The following is a 16673-nucleotide window of genomic DNA, read 5'->3' on the forward strand; positions in this document are numbered from 1 at the left end:
CCCGTGACTTCGCAGTTGTTCGACACCGTCCTGGTCGCCAACCGCGGCGAGATCGCCGTCCGCGTCATCCGCACGCTGCGGGAGCTGGGCATCCGCTCCGTCGCCGTCCACAGCGACGCCGACGCCGACGCCCGGCACGTGCGCGAGGCCGACGCCGCCGTGCGCATCGGTCCCGCCCCGGCCGCCGAGAGCTACCTGCGGGTGGACGCGTTGCTGCGCGCCGCGCGCCGCACCGGCGCCCAGGCCGTCCACCCCGGCTACGGCTTCCTCGCCGAGAACGCCGCCTTCGCCGAGGCCGTCACCGACGCCGGGCTGACCTTCATCGGCCCGCCCGCCGCCGCGATCGAGCTGATGGGCGACAAGATCCGCGCCAAGGAGACGGTGCGCGCCGCCGGCGTCCCCGTCGTGCCCGGCTCCTCCGGGTCCGGGCTGAGCGACGCCCAACTGGCCGAGGCCGCGCGGGAGATCGGCATGCCGGTGCTGCTCAAACCGTCCGCGGGCGGCGGCGGCAAGGGCATGCGCCTGGTGCGGGACGCGGCGCTGCTGGAGGACGAGATCGCCGCCGCCCGCCGCGAGGCGCGCGCCTCCTTCGGCGACGACACCCTGCTCGTCGAGCGGTTCATCGACCGCCCCCGGCACATCGAGATCCAGGTGCTCGCCGACGGCCACGGCACCGTGCTCCACCTCGGCGAGCGCGAGTGCTCGCTCCAGCGCCGCCACCAGAAGATCATCGAGGAGGCCCCCAGCCCCCTGCTGGACGAGGCCACCCGCGCCGCGATGGGCGCCGCCGCCGTCGAGGCAGCCCGCGCCTGCGGCTACCGGGGCGCGGGCACCGTGGAGTTCATCGTCCCCGGCGGCGACCCGGGCGCGTACTGCTTCATGGAGATGAACACCCGCCTCCAGGTCGAGCACCCGGTCACCGAGCTGATCACCGGCCTTGACCTGGTGGAGTGGCAGGTCCGCGTCGCCGCCGGGCAGCCGCTCGGGCTGGCCCAGGACGAGGTCGCCCTCACCGGGCACGCGGTGGAGGCGCGCGTCTGCGCGGAGACGGCCCGGGTGAGCGCGGGGGAGCGGGTGGACTTCCTGCCCTCGGCCGGCACCGTGCTCCTGCTGCGCGAGCCGGACGGGGACGGCCTGCGCACCGACTCCGGGCTCAGCGAGGGCACCGAGGTGGGCACCACCTACGACCCGATGCTCTCCAAGGTCATCGCCCACGGCCCCGACCGGCCCACGGCCCTGCGCCGCCTGCGCGCCGCCCTGGCCGCGACCACCGTGCTCGGCGTCGACACCAACACCGCCTTCCTGCGCGCCCTGCTGGCCCACCCCGCCGTCGTCGCGGGCGACCTGGACACCGGCCTGGTGGACCGGGACGCCGCGTCCCTGGTGCCGGAGGCCGTGCCCGACGCCGTCTACGCCGCCGCCGCCCTGCTGCGGCACGCGGCGCTGGAGCCGGCCGCCGACGGCTGGACGGACCCGTTCGCCGTGCCCTCCGGCTTCCGCCTCGGCGGCACGGCCGCCTGGACGCCGCACCACCTGAAGCTCCCCGGCCACGACCCGGTGACCGTCCGGGTGCGCGGCCGCGCGGCCGACGGCGCCGAGGTCCGCGTGGGCGACGCCGACGCGGTGCCCGCCCGCCTGGTCCCGGCCGCGCCGGGCCGCGTCCAGCTCGTGTGGGACGGGGTCACGCAGGCGTTCGCGCACGCCGGGTCCGGCGGCGACCACTGGCTCGGGCAGGACGGCGCCGCCTGGCAGGTGCGCGCCCACGACCCGGTGGCCGCCGCGCTGCGCGGCGCCGGAGCGGCGGCCGGCGCCGACGCGCTGACCGCGCCCATGCCCGGCACCGTGACGGTCGTCAAGGTGGCCGTCGGCGAGGAGGTCTCGGCCGGGCAGGCGCTGGTCGTCGTCGAGGCGATGAAGATGGAGCACGTCATCGCCGCCCCGCACGCCGGCACCGTCACCGCGCTGGACGTCGCCGCGGGCACCACCGTCGCCATGGACCAGATCCTGGCCGTGGTCGACCCGCACGAGGAAGTGGAGGCGTAACGCATGACGGAGCCCGCACACCCCCTGCCGATGCGCGTGCCGCTGGCCGGGCTGCCCGCCCGGGTGCGCGTCCACGAGGTCGGACCGCGCGACGGGTTGCAGAACGAGCCCGCCGTCGTGCCCGTGGAGGTGAAGGCCGAGTTCGTCCGCCGCCTGGCCGCCGCCGGGCTGACCACCGTGGAGGCGACGAGTTTCGTCCACCCGCGCTGGGTGCCGCAGCTCGCGGACGCCGAGGAGCTGTACCCGCGCGTGCGCGACCTCGCGCCGGACGTGCGCCTCCCGGTGCTCGTGCCCAACGAGCGCGGCCTGGACCGCGCGCTGGCCCTGGGCGCCCGCGAGGTCGCCGTCTTCGCCAGTGCCACCGAGTCCTTCGCCCGGGCCAACCTCAACCGCACCGTCGCCGAGGCGCTGGCCATGTTCGAACCCGTCGTGGCCCGCGCCAGGGAGGCCGGGGCCCGGGTGCGCGGCTACCTGTCCATGTGCTTCGGCGACCCCTGGGAGGGCCCCGTGCCGCCCGCCCAGGTCGTCGACGTCTGCCGCGCCCTGGACGCCATGGGCTGCGACGAGCTGAGCCTGGGCGACACCATCGGCGTCGCCACCCCCGGCCACGTCACCGCGCTCCTGGCCGCGCTGGCCGAGGCCGGGCTGCCCGCCGACCGGCTGGCCGTCCACTTCCACGACACCTACGGCCAGGCGCTGTCCAACACCCTGGCCGCGCTCCAGCACGGCGTCACCACCGTCGACGCCTCCGCCGGCGGGCTGGGCGGCTGCCCCTACGCCAAGAGCGCCACCGGCAACCTCGCCACCGAAGACCTCGTGTGGATGCTGCACGGACTCGGCATCGACACCGGGGTCGACCTCGGCCGGCTCACCGCCACCAGCGTGTGGGTGGCCGAACGGCTGGGCCGCCCCAGCCCCTCGCGCACCGTGCGCGCCCTCGCCCACGACGCCTCCCACAAGGAGCAGTGAAACCCATGTCCCTGGACCACCGCCTCAGCCCCGAGCACGAGGAACTGCGCCGTACCGTCGAGGAGTTCGCGCACGACGTCATCGCCCCCGCGATCGGCGACTACTACGAGCGGCACGCGTTCCCCTACGAGATCATCCGCGAGATGGGCCGCATGGGCCTGTTCGGGCTGCCCTTCCCCGAGGAGTACGGCGGCATGGGCGGCGACTACCTCGCCCTGTGCCTGGCCCTGGAGGAGCTCGCCCGCGTCGACTCCTCGGTGGCGATCACCCTGGAGGCCGGCGTCTCGCTCGGCGCCATGCCGATCCACCTCTACGGCACCGAGGAGCAGAAGCGCCAGTGGCTGCCCCGGCTGTGCTCCGGGGAGGCGCTGGGCGCCTTCGGCCTCACCGAGCCCGAGTGCGGCTCCGACGCGGGCGGCACCCGCACCACCGCCGTGCGCGACGGCGACGACTGGGTGATCAACGGCACCAAGTGCTTCATCACCAACTCCGGTACGGACATCACCGACCTGGTCACGGTCACCGCCGTCACCGGGCGCAAGGACGACGGCTCCCCCCGGATCTCGACGTTCATCGTCCCCTCCGGCACCCCCGGCTTCACCGTCGCCGCGCCCTACTCCAAGGTGGGCTGGAACGCCTCGGACACCCGCGAGCTGTCCTTCTCCGACGTCCGCGTCCCGGCCGCCAACCTGCTCGGCGAGGAGGGCCGCGGCTACGCGCAGTTCCTGCGCATCCTCGACGAGGGCCGCATCGCCATCTCCGCGCTGGCCACCGGGCTCGCCCAGGGCTGCGTGGACGAGTCCGTGCGCTACGCCCGCGAGCGCCACGCCTTCGGCAAGCCGATCGGGGACAACCAGGCCATCCAGTTCAAGCTGGCCGACATGGCGATGCGCGCCCACACCGCGCGCGTCGCCTGGCGGGACGCGGCCTCCCGGATGCTGGCCGCGGAACCGTTCAAGCAGCAGGCGGCCATGGCCAAGCTGTACTCCTCGGAGATCGCGGTCACCAACGCCCGTGAGGCGACGCAGATCCACGGCGGCTACGGGTTCATGAACGAGTACCCGGTCGCCCGCATGTGGCGCGACTCCAAGATCCTGGAGATCGGCGAGGGCACGAGCGAGGTCCAGCGCATGCTCATCGCCCGCGACCTGGGCCTGTAACTCCGTACCGGCCCCACAGCACGGCGGCGGACCCCCGGGCCGCGGGGACGCGGGCACGCGGGGCGGGGGAGCGCGGAGTATGCGGGGCGCGGCGGTGACACGGACCGCCCGCCCCGCCGCCGCCCACGGATTCCCGGCCCGGGCCCGCCTCACCGCGGCCCCGCCGGACCGGGCCGCCACCCACCGCACGGGGCCCGCCGCCCGCCCTGCGCACCGCGCCACCGCCCCCTGGCCGGACGCGCCAGCGCCTGGCAGCGCGTCCGGCAGGCCGCGCCGGTCGCGTGCGGGACCGGGCCGGAGTCCAGTGGGTCGCGGTGGCACGGGGAGTGGCGCGAGGCGCCGGGCTCAGCCCAGAGGCGTGGAACCGAACGCGTGCGCCGACCACCGAAAGCGCCCCGGACGCCGTGCTTCCCACACGTGACCGTGCGACTTCTCGCCCACGGCGAACCCGTCCGCCGCTCATGCCGTCCGTCGGCTCACGAGTCCGGTGCCGCGTGCAGTTCGGCCCGGATCACCTTGCCCCAGTTCCGCTCCTCCGTCTCCCACCGGTCGGCGAGCGCGTCGACCAGGAGGAGGCCGCGTCCGGACTCCGCCTGCCCGTCCGGAGCCTGGCGGACGGGGAGCTCGGAGGACTTGTCGGAGACGGAGATGCGCACCTGGTCGCGCTGGGGAAGCGTGATGCTGACGCGGACCATGCGGCGCCCGCTGTGCTGAATGGAGTTGGTGACGAGTTCGGAGACGACGAGTGCCGCCCGGTCGGTCAGCCCGTCGAGCCCCCAGGTGTGCAGGGCGGCCCGTACCAGGTCACGGGCGCGTCCGACGGTCCGCGGCTCACAGTGCCACGTCGCGCTGTACCCAGGCACACCGGTCGCGTGCGCCCGGGTGCCGGACACGGGTGCGCGGTGCTCGCGCCGCCCGGCCGACTTCTGTGGTTCGTCTGCGGAATCGCAAGCCGCCATCGCGGACATGCCTTCTCCTCGCGGGTCAAGATCGGTCACCTGCGCTGTCGCCTACGTAACCGGGTGGTCACGGTGCGCGGTACCGTGGAGGCGGGGGCAGGGTGTTGAAACCCTTGAAGGCCCGTGAGGGCGCGAGGAGTTGCCGCGATGAAGAACAGGCGGGCGAACGAGGGTCTGCGGGGGGCGCTGGTCGAGGCCGACTGGTCCCAGACGCAACTGGCGCAGGCTGTCAACCGGATCGGACGCGAGTCCGGTATGGCACTGCGCTACGACAACTCCGCGGTGAGCCACTGGATCGACGGGACGCGGCCGCGCGAGGCGGTCCGTCCGCTCGTGCGCGAGGCTCTCTCCCGTCGCCTGCGGCGGCCCGTCACTCTTGCCGAGATCGGTTTTCGGGAGGAGGTGCCGGGCGGTGCGGTGGATACCGTGGAGAGTCTCGTCGACCTCGGGAGGATTGACATGGACCCTTCACGTAGGGGTGTGCTCGGCGCCGGGCTGTTCTCCGTCGCGCTCACGATTCCCGACTGGCGCGACGTGGTGGGCCGCCTGGAGTCCGTCCAGACGGGACGCGCGTCCCGGATCGGCTGGGCCGACGTGCGGACGGTCGTCGCCATGACCGAGCGCATCAGCGAACTCGACGACCAGTTCGGTGGCCGGCACGCCCGTCCCATGGCCGCGTCCTTCATGGTGAACACCGTCGCCCCCTACCTCCGGGCCGAGGCCCCCGAGGACGTGCGGAACGGGATGCTCTCCGCCGCCTCCGACCTCTGTTACCTCACCGGATACATGGCCGTGGACGAGGGGCTGCACGGCCTGGCGCAGAGGTACTACCTCAAGGCCCTGGAGCTGGCCGGGCACGCGGACGACCACCTGACGTACTGCACGACCCTGCGCGGGATGAGCGTGCAGGCGGTCGACCTGGGCCACGGTGCCCAGGCCCAGCGCCTCGCGGACGCGGCGGCCGCCGCCTCCCCGCAGGCCGGGCAGCGCAGGCGGGCCTTCCTCGCGGGCCAGCAGGCCCACGCCCACGCCCAGATCGGGGACCGGGGCAACGCCCTGCACTTCATGGCCCAGGCCGAGCGGGCCATGGAGCGGGCGGAGTCGCGCGAGAAGGCGTTCGGTTCGTACGATCCGGCCGCGCTGAACTACCACCTCGGTCAAATGAAGTTCGAGCTGGGTGACGTCGGCGGATCGATCACCGCACTGGAGGAGGCGGACCGGCTCCGGCCCCCGGTCTTCCGGCGTACCCGGGTGCGGTACCGGGCCCTGCTCGCCGAGCGCCAACTGCGGGTCGGAAGGCTGGAGGAGGCGTGTGCGACGTGGCACCTCGCGCTGGACGACTACCCCCTCGTCCAGTCCGGTCGGTGCGACGAGCGGGTGCGGGAGATGCGGGCGCTCCTTCGCCCCCACCTCGCCAACTCCGACGCCCGGGCACTGTACGAGCGGTCCCGCACCCTCGGCGCCCGCGCCTGACCGGGCGGACGACCCGGCGCCCCCGCCTCCTCCGCGCGGGCGTCCGGCCGGCTGGCCGGGCCCGCCGGGCCGCGTCGGACGAGGTGTTGCCCGGCCGGTACCGGCTTGCGCGCGGTGACGCGCGTGAGTCGGCAGGCGACCGGAGGACCGTCAGCACTCGTCCCGTCCCGGACCACGCGTAGGGTCGCCCCGCCGCGAGCAGCAGGAAGCGGGCGGAGTCGGGAGGTCGGCTCCCCCGTGCCTCCTGCGGTGGTCTCGCTCGCTGTCCCCGTCGCGCTTCTCAGAGGGGGTACCCGGCCGGTGGCTTCCCGTCCTGTCGGTGGGCCGCTCCTCGCAGCACCGGCCCCGTGCGCAGGACGGGAGACGGCGGCCCTTCCGCTGCGCACCACCGGCGACCTGGGGACTCGGCGTTCGCCGTGGTGGGGGGAACGTGGCCGAACGGCGCCGCGGGAGCGGCGGGAGGGCACCCGGCGGGCGGCCGGGGAGGCCGTTCAGGGGGAGGTCCGGGCGTGATTCCTGCCCGGAATCGGGCAGGGAGTTTGCGGATGGGGTGCGGGGGCCCCAGTATCGGTCCGTGCTCGAACGGCGAAACGGGTTCCACGACGACCTCGTGGAGCACCTGGTGCGCACCACGCCCCTCGGCCGGGGAGAGGCCGCGCGGGTGGTGCTCGACGTGCTCGCGTACTTCGACGAGACCGCCGAGGAGTTCGTCCGCCGCCGGCACCGGGAGCTCCAGGCCCAGGGGTCGCGGAACCCGGCGATCTTCGAGCGCATCCAAGCGGAACTGCCGTACCGGGCGGTCGCGCCGCCCGAGCTCACGCTCCGGCAGTTGCGCCGGATCGTCTACGGCTGAGGACGGAACGAGGAGACGCGCCATGTGCGGAATCGTGGGTTACATCGGCAGGCGGGACGCCGCTCCGCTGCTGCTGGAGGGTCTGCAGCGGCTGGAGTACCGGGGGTACGACTCCGCGGGGGTGGCCATCCACGGCAGCGGTACCGGCAAGAACGCCGGGCTGCGGACGGCCAAGGCCAAGGGCCGGGTGCGCGACCTGGAGACCCGTCTGCCCAAGCGGTTCGCCGGCACCACCGGCATCGCGCACACCCGGTGGGCCACGCACGGCGCCCCCAGCGACGAGAACGCCCACCCGCACCTGGACGCCGAGGGCAAGGTCGCCGTCGTCCACAACGGCATCGTGGACAACGCCGCCGAGCTGCGGGCCAAGCTGACCGCCGACGGCGTCGTCTTCGCCTCCGAGACCGACACCGAGGTCCTCGCCCACCTCGTCGGCCGGGCGGCGGCCGACACGCTGGAGGGCAAGGTCCGCGAGGCGCTCGCCTCCGTCGAGGGCACCTACGGCATCGCCGTCCTGCACACCGACTTCCCCGACCGCATCGTCGCCGCCCGCAACGGCTCCCCCGTGCTGCTGGGCATCGGCGAGCACGAGATGCTCGTCGCCTCCGACGTCGCGGCGCTCGTCTCGCACACCCGCCAGGTCGTGACGCTCGACGACGGCGAGATGGCCACCCTCAAGGCCGACGACTACCGCACCTACACCACCGAGGGCTCGCGCACCGCCGCCGCGCCCGAGACGGTCGAGTGGGCCGCCGAGTCCTACGACATGGGCGCCCACGACACCTACATGCACAAGGAGATCACCGAGCAGGCGGACGCCGTCGACCGCGTGCTGCGCGGCCGCGTCGAGGACCGGTTCGCCACCGTGCGCCTGGGCGGCCTGAACATGGACGCCCGCGAGGCCCGCGCCGTGCGCCGGGTGAAGATCCTCGGCTGCGGCTCGGCCTACCACGCCGGTCTCATCGGCGCCCAGCTCATCGAGGAGCTGGCCCGCATCCCGGCCGACGCCGAGCCCGCGAGCGAGTTCCGGTACCGCAACGCGGTCGTCGACCCCGACACGCTCTACGTGGCGGTGAGCCAGTCCGGCGAGACCTACGACACCCTCGCGGCCGTGCAGGAGCTCAAGCGCAAGGGCGCGCGCGTGCTGGGCGTCGTCAACGTCGTGGGTTCCGCGATCGCCCGGGAGACGGACGGCGGGGTCTACGTCCACGCCGGTCCGGAGGTCTGCGTCGTCTCCACCAAGTGCTTCACCAACACCGCCGTCGCCTTCGCGCTGCTGGCGCTGCACCTGGGCCGCATCCGCGACCTGTCCGTCGCCGACGGGCGGCGCGTCATCGAGGGCCTGCGGCGGCTGCCCGCGCAGATCACCGAGATCATGGCGGCCGAGGAGCGGATCGCGGAGCTGGCCGCCGAGTACGCCCGGGCGCAGTCGATGATGTTCGTGGGCCGGGTGCGCGGCTACCCCGTCGCCCTGGAGGCCTCGCTGAAGCTGAAGGAGATCTCCTACATCCACGCCGAGGCGTACCCGGCCTCCGAGCTGAAGCACGGCCCGCTGGCCCTGATCGAGCCCGCCGTGCCCACCGTGGCGATCGTCCCGGACGACGACCTGCTGGACAAGAACCGCGCCACGCTGGAGGAGATCAAGGCCCGCAGCGGCCGCATCCTCGCCGTCGCGCACACCGAGCAGGAGAAGGCCGACCACACGATCGTGGTGCCGCGCAACGAGCCCGAGCTGGACCCGATCCTGATGGGCATCCCGCTCCAGCTCCTCGCCTACCACACGGCGCTGAGCCTGGGCCGCGACATCGACAAGCCCCGCAACCTGGCCAAGTCCGTCACGGTGGAGTGACGCCGACGCGTGCCGGGCGGCCCCGCGTCCGCCCGGCCCGCGCGGACGCGGGGCCGCCTCGCCTCCTCGCCGCCTGCCGCGCGGGACGCGAAGCCGTCTCGCCGCCTGCCGCCCGCCGCACCACCCGGCGCCCGCTCGGTGCGGCCGGATCGGCGCTTGCCGTTCCTATCGACTTTCGATAGTTTTCCATCGTTGCTCGATCGAAGGAGGGGCGATGGGAAAGCTGACGGTGCTCGCGCTGCGCGTCGTGCTCGTGGTGCTGCTCGCCGGTTCGGTGTTCGTGCAGGCGGTCATGGTGCCGCTGCTCGCCGTCGACCTGGAGGAGCTGGACGGGCAACTCGCGCACCTGCGCACCCCGATCCTGGCGCTCGTGTTCCTGGGCATCGTGACGGTCCAGGTCGTCCTGGTCTGCGTGTGGCGGCTGGTGACGATGGTGCGGCGCGGCACGGTCTTCTCGCACGCCGCCTTCCGGTACGTGCACGTCGTCATCGGCGCGATCGTGGCCGCCGCCCTGCTGCTGTTCGCGCTCGCCGTCCTGCTCGCGCCCGGCGAGGCCGTCGCGCCGGGGGTGGTGCTGCTGATGTGCGGGGCCGTCGTGGCCGTGCTGGGGGTCGCCCTCATCGTGCTCGTGCTGCGGATGCTGCTCGCGCAGGCCGTCGCGCGCGACGTCGAGGCCGCGCGGATGCGGGCCGAGCTGGCGGAGGTGATCTGATGCCGATCGCCGTCGACATCGACGTGATGCTGGCCAAGCGGAAGATGTCCGTGGGCGAGCTCGCGGAGCGGGTGGGCATCACGCCCGCCAACCTGGCGGTGCTCAAGAACGGCCGGGCCAAGGCGGTGCGCTTCGCCACGCTCGCGGCGCTCTGCGAGGTGCTGGAGTGCCAGCCCGGGGACCTGCTGCGCTGGGAGCCCGGCCCCCCGGCGGACGGCTGACGGGACGGCGAGAGGCGGCTCCCCGGGCGTGCCACCATACGCCCGGGGAGCCGCCTCGGCGGCCGACGTCGCCCATTACGCCGCCGCACCACTGCCGTCCGGGGCCGTCACCTCCCCTTCGGCAGCACGTTGTACGGCTATATGCCCGTCACAAGCGCACAATCCACCCCCTACGGGTGAGTAGTTTGCGACTCGACGGCGCGACGCCGCCCTACCCACGCGCCTCCGCGCCTCCGCCTCCGCGCCTCCGCCTCCGCCCGTCTCCGCCCGTGCGCCCGGGCGCCTCGCCCGTGTGCGCCGTTGCCCGGTGTGGGCTGGAGTGGGGCACGGGCGCGCGCTCTGGCGCGTGCCGTTGGTCGGCGCGCCCGTGCCTCCGGCGGCGTGCCGCGTGTCTCCGGAGACGTGTCTCCGGGACGGCACCGGGGCCACGGGCGGGGCCGGACGGTCGGGCCGCGTGCCGACCGGGCGGTGCGGGGCGGAATCGAGCGCGCCCGGGTGGTCGGCCGGTGGGCTCCCGCCGCCGGTCGCCGACGCCGCGTGAGCGCCTCGCGGGCGGTGTCAGGGGATGACGACGACGGGGCGCTGGGCGCGGCGGGCCAGGCGCCCGGCCACGGTGCCGAAGAGGCGGCCGACGATGCCGTGCGTGGAGCCGACCACGATGGCGTCGGCCTCGTACTCGCGGCCGACCTCCTCCAGCTCGTGGCAGATGTCCCCGCCGCGCTCGACGAGCACCCAGGGCACCTCGGACAAGTAGTCCGCACACGCCAGTTCCAGTCCCAGCACCTCGGTGCGGTGGTCGGGGACGTCGACGAAGACGGGCGGCTCGCACCCCGCCCAGACGGTCGTGGGCAGCCGGTTGGCGACGTGCACGATGATCAGACCGCAGCCGGAGCGGCGGGCCATGCCGATGCCGTAGGCGAGCGCCCGCTCGCTGGAGAGGGAGCCGTCGAAGCCGACCACCACGCCGTGCTGGAACGCCGGGTCGCCGGCGTGGAGCCCGGGGGAGTCCTCGGCCGCGGGGCCGTGCGGGACCGCGTCCGGTGCCGTCGCGTCGGGCATCGCCGGTGCGTCGGCGACCGGTTTGCGGTCCGCGGGTTCGGGGATCTCGTGTCCGGCCATGGTCGTCTCGGCGAAGGAATCCTCGGGAGGGAGGGGCGAGCAGGGAAGCGGTCGTTGGTTGCGGGCTCAAATAAACGTCTGGGAAATATCTTTCCCAGCCCCCTACCCCCAGGGTACGGCCCCGTACGCGCCGTGCCCAGGGCGACGGGCGGGCCCGTCCGGGAGGTTGACGCCGAAGCATGCCCCAGTGGACGGCGCGGCGCAACGCCGTCTCGGGGCCGTGCGGGGCCGCGCGGCCCCGCCGTCCGCGCGGTGGCCTGCGCCCTCGTGCCCCTGTGCGCCCCCGGTGCCGTCCTGACGGCTGGCCGACGGGCGCCACTGGTGTGCCCGGTGTCGTGACCTGGTGGGAGTCGAACCGTTATGCAGGGTTTAGCCGGGGCCCGGCGCCGGGTCCCGTGCGCCCGTGGCCGCCGGGGCTCCGGCGGCTGCGCACCGTTCGGTCCGGCTCGCAGCGATGTGGCCCGTACGCCTGCGGGGTATGGGTGTTACGTATGACGCGCGCTCTTTTCGGCCAAGTTGCCGCCGTGGTACACACCTTGCGAGCACCTTCCGCGGCGGTCGGCACGGCCGGAGCGGAAAGGAGCGCGACCGGTCCGCACCCCCTACACGCCGGGAAAGGGGCCCCTGACCCGCCCGTCGCGCCGTCGACGGATGCGACGCTTCGTGATCGAATGCTTTACGCCACGTTGCCTTGTCGACAAAGCGCTGAGTGATGAACTTGTCACCGCAACCGCGTACGACCCAGTAGATTCGATCTTGGCAAACCACGGCGGGGGACACCGTGCAACACCGAGAGGAAAGCGACCACTGAGGGGGGCTTGACACATGAGCCAGGACCCATCGCACGGCCCCGCGACCGTCCGGAAACTGACCGCCCGGAGGCGTCGCGAGATCGTAGCGGTGTTGCTGTTCGGCGGCGGACCGATATTCGAGAGCTCCATTCCGCTCTCCGTCTTCGGCGTCGACCGGCAGGACGCGGGCGTTCCCAGGTACCGCCTGCTGGTGTGTGCCGGGGAAGAGGGCCCGCTGCGCACGACGGGCGGTCTGGAGCTGACCGCTCCGCACGGCCTCGATGCCATCGCCCGGGCCGGGACGGTCGTCGTCCCCGCCTGGCGCTCCATCACCCAGCCGCCGCCCGCGGCGGCCCTGGAGGCGCTGCGCCGCGCCCACCAGGAGGGCGCTCGCGTCATGGGGCTGTGCACCGGCGCGTTCGTCCTCGCCGCGGCCGGCCTGCTCGACGGCCGCCCGGCGACGACCCACTGGATGTACGCGCCCACGCTCGCCAAGCGGTACCCGGCCGTCCACGTCGACCCGCGCGAACTCTTCGTGGACGACGGCGACATCCTCACCTCCGCCGGTACGGCCGCCGGCATCGACCTGTGCCTGCACGTGGTGCGCTCCGACCACGGAGCCGAGGCGGCCGGGGCGCTGGCCCGCCGCCTGGTGGTGCCACCGCGCCGCGGCAACGCCGCGGACGTCGGCCAACTCCACCGGCTGGACAGGTCTTTACCAGAGGAGATCGGCACCGACCCGCTGGCCGAGGTCGTCGCCTGGGCGCTGGAGCACCTCCACGAGCAGTTCGACGTGGAAGCGCTGGCCGCCCGCGCCTACATGAGCAGGCGCACCTTCGACCGGCGGTTCCGCGCGCTCACCGGCAGCGCGCCGCTGCAGTGGCTGATCACCCAGCGGGTGCTCCAGGCACAGCGGCTCCTGGAGACCTCCGAGTACTCCGTGGACGAGGTGGCGGCCCGCTGCGGCTTCCGCTCGCCCGTCGCCCTGCGCGGCCACTTCCGGCGGCAGCTCGGCGCGTCCCCGGCGACGTACCGCGCCGCCTACCGGGCGCGGCGCCCCAGCTCCGCCGAGGGCACCGGCCCGCCGCGCGGCGCGGAGGCCACCGGGGCGCCGCGGCCACCGCACGGCGGGGGCGAGGCGCGGGCGGAGCAGCGGGCGGAGGTACGTGCCGAGGCACGGGGTGAGCTGCGGGAGGAGGGCGGCTGGCCCGGCGGGGACGGCACCGCCCCCGCGCTCGCGTCCGGGCTCGACCTCGTCACCGCAGCGGCCGGGGACGCGGGCGGCCGGCAGGCCGCCGCGTACGCGGCCAGAGTGCCAGGTCAGCGGGGCCGCGCCGTGCCCTGACGCGACCCCGGCACGTAGGGTGCTCGCATGAACGATCGGATGGTGTGGATCGACTGCGAGATGACCGGCCTCTCGCTGACCGACGACGCGCTCGTCGAGGTGGCCGCGCTGGTGACCGACGGGGAGCTGAACGTCCTCGGCGAGGGGGTGGACGTCGTCATCCGCCCACCCGCCGGGGCCCTGGCCACCATGCCCGACGTGGTGCGCGCGATGCACACCGCCTCGGGCCTGCTCGACGCGCTGGACGCCGGGACGACGCTGGCCGACGCCCAGGCGCGGGTGCTCGCCTACGTGCGGGAGCACGTCCCCGAAGGGGGGCGTGCCCCGCTGTGCGGCAACTCCATCGCCACCGACCGGGGCTTCCTCCGCCGGGACATGCCCGAGCTCGACGGCCACCTCCACTACCGCATGGTGGACGTCTCCTCGGTCAAGGAGCTGGCGCGGCGCTGGTACCCCAAGGCGTACTTCAACAGCCCGGAGAAGGGCGGCACCCACCGCGCCCTGGCCGACATCCGGGAGTCCATCGCGGAGCTGCGGTACTACCGCGAGGCGGTGTTCGTCCCCGCGCCGGGACCCGACTCGGAGACGGCGAAGGCGATCGCCGCCCGCCACGGCGGCACGGGGCCCGGCTCCGCCTGACGCGCCACGCGCCGCAGCGGGCCTCCGCGCGCCGCGCGGACGGACTCGCGGTACTCCCGCCCGCGCACGGGCGGGAGCACCGCGGCCGGCGCCCAGCCCGCCGCGGGTGCGGTGCCGGACGCCGCTCCGCCCGTGCGCGGGCGCGTGCGCGGTGCGCCGGGCGTCGTCGGGCTCGCACCGTCGCGGGCGACGTGCGGCCGGGCGCGATCCCGTGCGCCGCGTCGGACGCCGCCGCCCGCGCCCCGGCGCGCGGCACCCGCCCGAGCGCGCGCCGGGCGCGGCCCCGGGCGCGCGGAGGTCCGGTTCGGGGCACGCTCCGACGTGCGCGCCGGGCCGGAGCGGGGCCGGGAGAAGGTGGGCGCGAGAAGGGTCGCGGACCCTGTACACTCGTATCGGCCGGTGCGCGGGAAGCCCGCGGGAGCCGGTCGTGGTGGGCGTAGCTCAGCTGGTAGAGCACCTGGTTGTGGTCCAGGATGTCGCGGGTTCAAGTCCCGTCGTTCACCCTCGTAGGTCGAGGCCCCGTCCGCTGCATGCGGACGGGGCCTCGCTCGTCCCCAGACCTCGGAGCCCCGTGGGGCCCACGCCCTGGACGCGGCGCTCGACCGAGGGGGCACTGCTGCGCGTGTCAGCCTCGCGCGGCGCGCACGGCGTCCGTGTACAGCTCGGTCGTCAGGTCCCCCTCATCGATGCCCAGGTCGGCCATGACGCGCCACACGGTGTCGAGCGCGTCGCCGAGGTCGTCCTCAGTCGCCTGGGTCTCGACCTCCAGCCACGTGCCGTCGATCTCGGGCACGCGGACGAGCGTCACGAGGATCTGCCGCCCGCCGAGCGTCGTGCTGTAGTTCCGGCAGTGCTTCTCGAACCGGATCAGCGGCTGGTAGCCGAGGCCGCGCACGATGTCGTGGATCGCCCCGGTGTCGGCCACCTCCGTCTCGGACTCGCTCTTGGAGCCGGACGCCTCGTCGACGACGCCGCCCTTGTAGGTCAGCACGGTGCGGGCGCCGTCCCGCCCGTGTACCGTCCGCACCCGCAGCTCGCGCCCTTCGGCGTCCAGCAGCGCGCCGGGCAGGTCGTAGTACGTGTCCTGGTACACCTCGGCCCGCCCCGGGCCGTCCATGGTGGTCTCCAGCGTGGCGAGTACCCGCTCGGCGTCACGCACGACGGCTTTCCGCTCTGCCTCGATCACGTTGGTGTCTCCCTCGTCTCAGACGGCGCAGTGCGACTCCGCGAGCAGCGCCTCAACCTGGCGCCCGAGGCCGGAGAACAGCGGCCCGCTCTCGGTGCGCGTCACCTTGTACATCGCGGACTCGTGTCCCTCCCACCCGGGCGTGAACGTGCCCGCGAACAGCACGTCGTCGATCCTGATCACCCGCCACGTGGGCAGCATCCGGTACCAGAACACGTGCACGTCCCGCCCGGAGTCCGCCAGCTCGGCCAGTCGCTCGGTCGCCAGCTTGATGCCGGCCGCGAGTGCGGAGGCGGACTCGCCGATCTCGGCCGCACGCTGCTCGACGGCGTCCGCTTCGGGGTGGAGCAGCAGCACCCGCAGTCTCAGCCCCAGCCCGCCGTGGGAGTGGGGCAGGCTGGCACGGAGTAGCGAGTCGTTCAGCGCCAACAAACCTAAGCCGCGGACGGCGAGGACATCGATCTCCCGTGCGGCGACGGCGGCGCGTTGAATCTCCTCGGCGGCCCCGGCCTGCCGTGGGTAGACGCGCAGAATCTCTGGAAACGCCGCCAGTTCGAACGCCGCAGGCTCCGGCGCGGTGCGCCGCTCACGGGCGGGCGCGAGCCCGAGGAGCCGCCGGGCGTCGTCCGGCATCGCCAGCCCGCCCGCGATCCGCTCGATCACGGCGAACTGCTCCACCTCGCGGCGCCCTCGAATCACCTCGGAGACGCGGGCCTGGGTCATTCCGGTGGCCGTGGCAAGCCGGGTCTGGCTGACGCCGTACCTCTGACAGCCGCGGAAGACGGCACCGATATCGCGGGCCCGGAGTGCCTCGCGCATGGCCGCGTCGTCCCAGACGCGGGGCGGGAGTTCGAGGGGGAGGGTTGTGGGCACTGGCACCTCCGGTGGTATCCCACCGTGAGATTACCGCCTGGGGATCGCAACGCGACGCACTGACCACGCACCGTAGGCGGTATGACGGTGTACTCCTCTCTCCAACCTGCCGCCTGGGCGCCGCCGCCGGGCCCGCGTCCCGAGTACCAGCGGGCCGGGCTGTGGTGGGATGCCGCGCGCGTCCCGGCGCCTCTCGCGCACGCCGTCCTGGGTGCCCTGGACGGCCGCTCCGGCGCTGTCATCGAGGACAGCGTCGACCAGCTCTGCACCTGGCTGATCCCGCCCGGCGCCTCCGCCCTGTGGCCGCGGCTCGACGGCGTCGCGGTGCTCTCCCGGGGCAGCACCGCGATCCTCGTGCCCCCGGCCGGACAGCGCTGGGGCACCCTGCGCTGGCTCACCCTCCCCGACCCGGGCGGCCCGTGGACGGACCCGGACGTACTGGAGCAGGCCCTCACCGTCGGCCTCGCCGCCACGGTCGGAG

15 protein-coding genes and 1 tRNA gene are annotated in these 16673 nt (G+C 74.3%); 12 read left to right on the forward strand and 4 right to left on the reverse strand.

Annotated elements, in window-relative coordinates; genetic code table 11:
- The first annotated feature begins 15 nt into the window (after positions 1 to 15).
- The 3 genes from OSB71_RS20055 to OSB71_RS20065 are packed head-to-tail and all read left to right on the forward strand — an operon-like array spanning position 16 to position 4172.
- Positions 16 to 2043 carry an acetyl/propionyl/methylcrotonyl-CoA carboxylase subunit alpha gene (locus OSB71_RS20055; RefSeq protein ID WP_265949990.1) on the forward strand — a complete coding sequence of 676 codons (2028 nt, stop codon included), beginning with the start codon at positions 16 to 18 and terminating at the stop codon, positions 2041 to 2043.
- Between the two features lie 3 nt (positions 2044 to 2046).
- A complete protein-coding gene (locus tag OSB71_RS20060; RefSeq protein WP_265949953.1) occupies positions 2047 to 3012 on the forward strand; it encodes a hydroxymethylglutaryl-CoA lyase in 966 nt (321 codons plus the stop codon).
- Between the two features lie 5 nt (positions 3013 to 3017).
- A complete protein-coding gene (locus tag OSB71_RS20065; RefSeq protein ID WP_265949955.1) occupies positions 3018 to 4172 on the forward strand; it encodes an acyl-CoA dehydrogenase family protein in 1155 nt (384 codons plus the stop codon).
- A 476-nt stretch (positions 4173 to 4648) separates the two neighbouring features.
- Here OSB71_RS20065 and OSB71_RS20070 read toward each other — a convergent pair whose 3' ends face one another.
- Positions 4649 to 5035, reverse strand: a complete 387-nt coding sequence (locus tag OSB71_RS20070; protein WP_265949957.1) for an ATP-binding protein — start codon at positions 5033 to 5035, stop codon at positions 4649 to 4651.
- A 243-nt stretch (positions 5036 to 5278) separates the two neighbouring features.
- On the opposite strand from OSB71_RS20070, the gene OSB71_RS20075 reads away from it, so the two are divergent.
- The 5 genes from OSB71_RS20075 to OSB71_RS20095 all read left to right on the forward strand — a co-directional run bounded on the left by OSB71_RS20075 (position 5279) and on the right by OSB71_RS20095 (position 10239).
- Positions 5279 to 6604, forward strand: a complete 1326-nt coding sequence (locus OSB71_RS20075) for a tetratricopeptide repeat protein (protein ID WP_265949958.1) — start codon at positions 5279 to 5281, stop codon at positions 6602 to 6604.
- 574 nt (positions 6605 to 7178) lie between these two features.
- Positions 7179 to 7457, forward strand: coding sequence for a hypothetical protein (locus OSB71_RS20080; protein WP_265949959.1), 279 nt, complete (start codon positions 7179 to 7181; stop codon positions 7455 to 7457).
- Between the two features lie 22 nt (positions 7458 to 7479).
- Positions 7480 to 9306: a glutamine--fructose-6-phosphate transaminase (isomerizing) gene (gene glmS / locus OSB71_RS20085; RefSeq protein WP_265949961.1), complete on the forward strand. Its 1827-nt coding sequence runs from the start codon at positions 7480 to 7482 to the stop codon at positions 9304 to 9306.
- Between the two features lie 214 nt (positions 9307 to 9520).
- The gene (locus OSB71_RS20090; protein ID WP_265949963.1) at positions 9521 to 10018 is read left to right on the forward strand and encodes a DUF2975 domain-containing protein; all 498 of its coding nucleotides are present in this window, start codon (positions 9521 to 9523) and stop codon (positions 10016 to 10018) included.
- Positions 10018 to 10239 carry a helix-turn-helix domain-containing protein gene (locus OSB71_RS20095; protein WP_265949964.1) on the forward strand — a complete coding sequence of 74 codons (222 nt, stop codon included), beginning with the start codon at positions 10018 to 10020 and terminating at the stop codon, positions 10237 to 10239. The genes OSB71_RS20090 and OSB71_RS20095 overlap by 1 nt, the downstream gene beginning before the upstream one ends.
- A gap of 558 nt (positions 10240 to 10797) precedes the next feature.
- Here OSB71_RS20095 and OSB71_RS20100 read toward each other — a convergent pair.
- The gene (locus OSB71_RS20100) at positions 10798 to 11358 is read right to left on the reverse strand and encodes a universal stress protein (RefSeq protein ID WP_265949966.1); all 561 of its coding nucleotides are present in this window, start codon (positions 11356 to 11358) and stop codon (positions 10798 to 10800) included.
- Positions 11359 to 12183: 825 nt separating this feature from the next.
- Between OSB71_RS20100 and OSB71_RS20105 the strand changes: the two genes are divergently transcribed.
- From OSB71_RS20105 to OSB71_RS20115, 3 genes are all read left to right on the forward strand, one after another.
- On the forward strand, positions 12184 to 13494 hold the full coding sequence (locus OSB71_RS20105) for a helix-turn-helix domain-containing protein (RefSeq protein ID WP_265949968.1): 1311 nt from the start codon (positions 12184 to 12186) through the stop codon (positions 13492 to 13494).
- Between the two features lie 27 nt (positions 13495 to 13521).
- A complete protein-coding gene (gene orn / locus OSB71_RS20110) occupies positions 13522 to 14133 on the forward strand; it encodes an oligoribonuclease (RefSeq protein ID WP_265949970.1) in 612 nt (203 codons plus the stop codon).
- 430 nt (positions 14134 to 14563) lie between these two features.
- Positions 14564 to 14636, forward strand: a tRNA-His gene (locus tag OSB71_RS20115).
- A 122-nt stretch (positions 14637 to 14758) separates the two neighbouring features.
- Here the strand turns inward: OSB71_RS20115 and cyaB are convergent.
- Entirely contained in the window at positions 14759 to 15319 is a 561-nt protein-coding gene (cyaB, locus tag OSB71_RS20120) for a class IV adenylate cyclase (protein WP_265949971.1), read from the reverse strand.
- A gap of 18 nt (positions 15320 to 15337) precedes the next feature.
- Complete coding sequence (locus OSB71_RS20125; protein WP_265949973.1) at positions 15338 to 16192, reverse strand: helix-turn-helix domain-containing protein; 855 nt, start codon at positions 16190 to 16192, stop codon at positions 15338 to 15340.
- A gap of 81 nt (positions 16193 to 16273) precedes the next feature.
- Between OSB71_RS20125 and OSB71_RS20130 the strand changes: the two genes are divergently transcribed.
- Positions 16274 to 16673, forward strand: a 400-nt coding sequence (locus tag OSB71_RS20130) for a hypothetical protein (protein ID WP_265949975.1), incomplete at its 3' end; no start/stop codon positions are given.

The sequence above is a fragment of the Streptomyces marinisediminis genome, assembly GCF_026262575.1.
Lineage (GTDB): Bacteria > Actinomycetota > Actinomycetes > Streptomycetales > Streptomycetaceae > Streptomyces > Streptomyces marinisediminis.

Coding starts and splice junctions, on each gene's coding strand:
- orn (WP_265949970.1), top strand. CDS start 13,522: ATGAACGATCGGATGGTGTGGATCGACTGCGAGATGACCGGCCTCTCG.
- glmS (WP_265949961.1), top strand. CDS start 7,480: ATGTGCGGAATCGTGGGTTACATCGGCAGGCGGGACGCCGCTCCGCTG.
- OSB71_RS20095 (WP_265949964.1), top strand. CDS start 10,018: ATGCCGATCGCCGTCGACATCGACGTGATGCTGGCCAAGCGGAAGATG.
- OSB71_RS20105 (WP_265949968.1), top strand. CDS start 12,184: ATGAGCCAGGACCCATCGCACGGCCCCGCGACCGTCCGGAAACTGACC.
- OSB71_RS20100 (WP_265949966.1), bottom strand. CDS start 11,358: ATGGCCGGACACGAGATCCCCGAACCCGCGGACCGCAAACCGGTCGCC.
- OSB71_RS20065 (WP_265949955.1), top strand. CDS start 3,018: ATGTCCCTGGACCACCGCCTCAGCCCCGAGCACGAGGAACTGCGCCGT.
- OSB71_RS20060 (WP_265949953.1), top strand. CDS start 2,047: ATGACGGAGCCCGCACACCCCCTGCCGATGCGCGTGCCGCTGGCCGGG.
- OSB71_RS20075 (WP_265949958.1), top strand. CDS start 5,279: ATGAAGAACAGGCGGGCGAACGAGGGTCTGCGGGGGGCGCTGGTCGAG.
- OSB71_RS20090 (WP_265949963.1), top strand. CDS start 9,521: ATGGGAAAGCTGACGGTGCTCGCGCTGCGCGTCGTGCTCGTGGTGCTG.